This is a genomic window from Phocaeicola sp. RTP21359st1_B8_RTP21360_211022 (assembly GCF_040911965.1).
GTDB lineage: Bacteria > Bacteroidota > Bacteroidia > Bacteroidales > Bacteroidaceae > Phocaeicola > Phocaeicola vulgatus.
In genome coordinates this window covers 1-2,344 of sequence record NZ_JBDFXP010000105.1, presented here as the reverse complement: position 1 = coordinate 2,344, position 2,344 = coordinate 1, and the positions used below count along the sequence as shown (strand labels likewise).

The 2,344-nt window shown below is 29.7% G+C and carries 2 protein-coding genes; one reads left to right on the top strand and one right to left on the bottom strand.

Features of this window, described 5'->3' with window-relative positions; all coding sequences use genetic code 11:
• Positions 1–595: 595 nt before the first annotated feature.
• A complete protein-coding gene (locus AB5062_RS22540; RefSeq protein WP_195641821.1) occupies positions 596–1,756 on the bottom strand; it encodes a site-specific integrase in 1,161 nt (386 codons plus the stop codon).
• A 367-nt stretch (positions 1,757–2,123) separates the two neighbouring features.
• Here AB5062_RS22540 and AB5062_RS22535 point away from each other — a divergent pair.
• Positions 2,124–2,344 (top strand): carboxypeptidase-like regulatory domain-containing protein (locus AB5062_RS22535; protein WP_133300693.1); only part of this gene is annotated, 221 nt, incomplete at its 3' end.

Below are 2,344 nucleotides of genomic sequence, written 5' to 3'. Positions count from 1 at the left end.
ACCAAAGTCTTTGCGGAACTAATTGTTTATGTAAATAATTGATAACCAGTATATGTATTACTGAATCTCTTATTCGCTTTCCTTGATTTAAGCCGTTTAAAGAGTATGATAATAATAATTTTCTACCTTTCTTCTACTGAAAAAAGAATTGACTTGCAACATTCCTGTTCGTTGTTACTCTGTTCATAAAATACCTGAAGTACTAAGATTGATATTTATCAACTTTTTAAATATTTCAAAACTTCCAAAGATTGTTTGCACTTTAGATTACAAAAGAAGATAGTAGGTCATGAAGTAAATTAGCAAACTATTATTATCATTTTCTGATATAGAATTTTATATGCGCATATTATATGATATACATATATGAATTTTGCAGAAATTCAATAACCTTGATACCTATTTTCTACCCGGTTAGGCTGAGATGGAAATATTGTCACATTTTATTTCTTTTAGTTTATCGTATTGCAATCACAACAAAAAATTATCATGTTCACAAAACGATAAACTTTATTAAGAAGATAAGGCTATATTCACTTTTGAAAATGATTCTTCTTCATCTTTATAAGAGATAATGTATAGACAATAGAGTTAATTATCTTTTTTGACATTTTTTCAAGTCTCGTATAATTGTACTTCCCATAACTTCTCCATAAATTTGTGTTGTAGCAAGGTTTTTATGTCCTAATAATTTTTGCACGGTTGTTATATTAGCACCTTTATATATCAATAAAGTAGCATTAGTATGCCTTGCAGAATGGAATGAAAAGTGTTTGCTTATTTTTGCCAATTTGCCAATTCGTATCAGCTCTTTATTTACACTTGAGTTATTTTTAATTGAAAAAAACGAACTCCATTTTCCCTGGTATTTTTGTAATAAAGTTAAAGCCTTACCTTCAAACAGCAAGTTTAAAGGCAATTTCACTTCTGTACCTGTTTTGACAGAGTCAAAGATTAGCCATAATTTTCCATCCATTTTTACGATATTTTTCTCATTCAAATTCACAAAATCAGAATACCGCAATCCCGTATAGCAGCAAAATAAAAATGCATCAAGAGTATGTTCCAGACAACTATTTTTTCCTGTCAAAGACACTTCTTCCAATTTTTTCATTTCTTCCGGTAATAAAAAAACATGTTTTCCTTCCTTCATTTTAATTTTATATCTTCTGAAGGCATAGTTATTGGGATCAATGTATCCTTTATTAATTGCAGCATTAACAAAAGATTTCAAATGCTTCATATGCTTGGCTACTGTATTTGTTTGATATCCAGATTCATAAAGAAATTTTTCAAAATCCGTAACGAAATTATAGGTTAAGTCTTCAAACTCAATTGTCGGTTTGAACGATTGTAAAAGGGATATTGTTGTTAAATGGTTGCGCTTAGTGCTATCTTTTAGCTGAGAAGACATTATTTCTTTACGCGCAAACCCTAAGAATGAAGCATCTGTATTCGATTTGAACTCTTCTTTTATGAGGCTTAAGGTTATTGTCTTTCCTTGCCTCCACAAACTTAATTCTTTTTTCTCTAATTCAATAATAAATTCATTAAGCATGCCATTCAGCGCATCTTGGTTAGGATGATCTTTGATGATTTTCCTTTTTACATCCCATTGTTCTGGCCGTAAATAAACATGTGTGGAAAAATACACTTTCTTTTTATTCAAGTAGGCTTCAACTTGGACCAAAGCGGTCCCTCTGTCATTTAAACTTTTTTTTCGATTGTAAACGAAACGATAACTGATTTTCCTCATAATTTAATTCTTTAATTGAAATTCTATAATAAGACGCAATAAAGAAAAGTAGAAAAGCATTATCCTACTATTTTGTTCTCATCTTTATATTTATTAGACGATTCGTTAACATTTATAGGTTAATGTATGTTTACCTGATCAGTTATAAATTGAAAGTTTCTCTTTTTAATGACTTAAAAAAAAGAATAAATATGAGGTTTATTTTCGTCTTTTGTGAGTTTTAAATGCCTAAAAGCATAAAAATATAGCAGTTTAGTATGTTTTTTACAATAATTTGTTTGATATTACAATTTTATTCATACCTTTGTCATTTGTTAGAGTGAATGAATTTATATTAATGTAAAGTTAAACTTTAAGAGAGAATTTTATGAAAAGAAAATTAATGCTGTTATTGACCTGCCTTTTTGTAGGTATAGGTTTGGTAACCGCTCAGATCACGAAGGTAACAGGTACTGTTATTTCGGAGGAGGACGGATTACCCGTAGTTGGCGCCTCTATTTTAGTAAAAGGTACTACTGTAGGTACAGTTACTGACATGGATGGTAAATTTACATTATCAAATGTTCCAAGTTCCGCAAAGACTTTGGT

What these genes read in the sequence shown, in the direction of transcription:
- AB5062_RS22540 (WP_195641821.1), bottom strand. Translation starts at nt 1,756, where the DNA reads ATGAGGAAAATCAGTTATCGTTTCGTTTACAATCGAAAAAAAAGTTTA.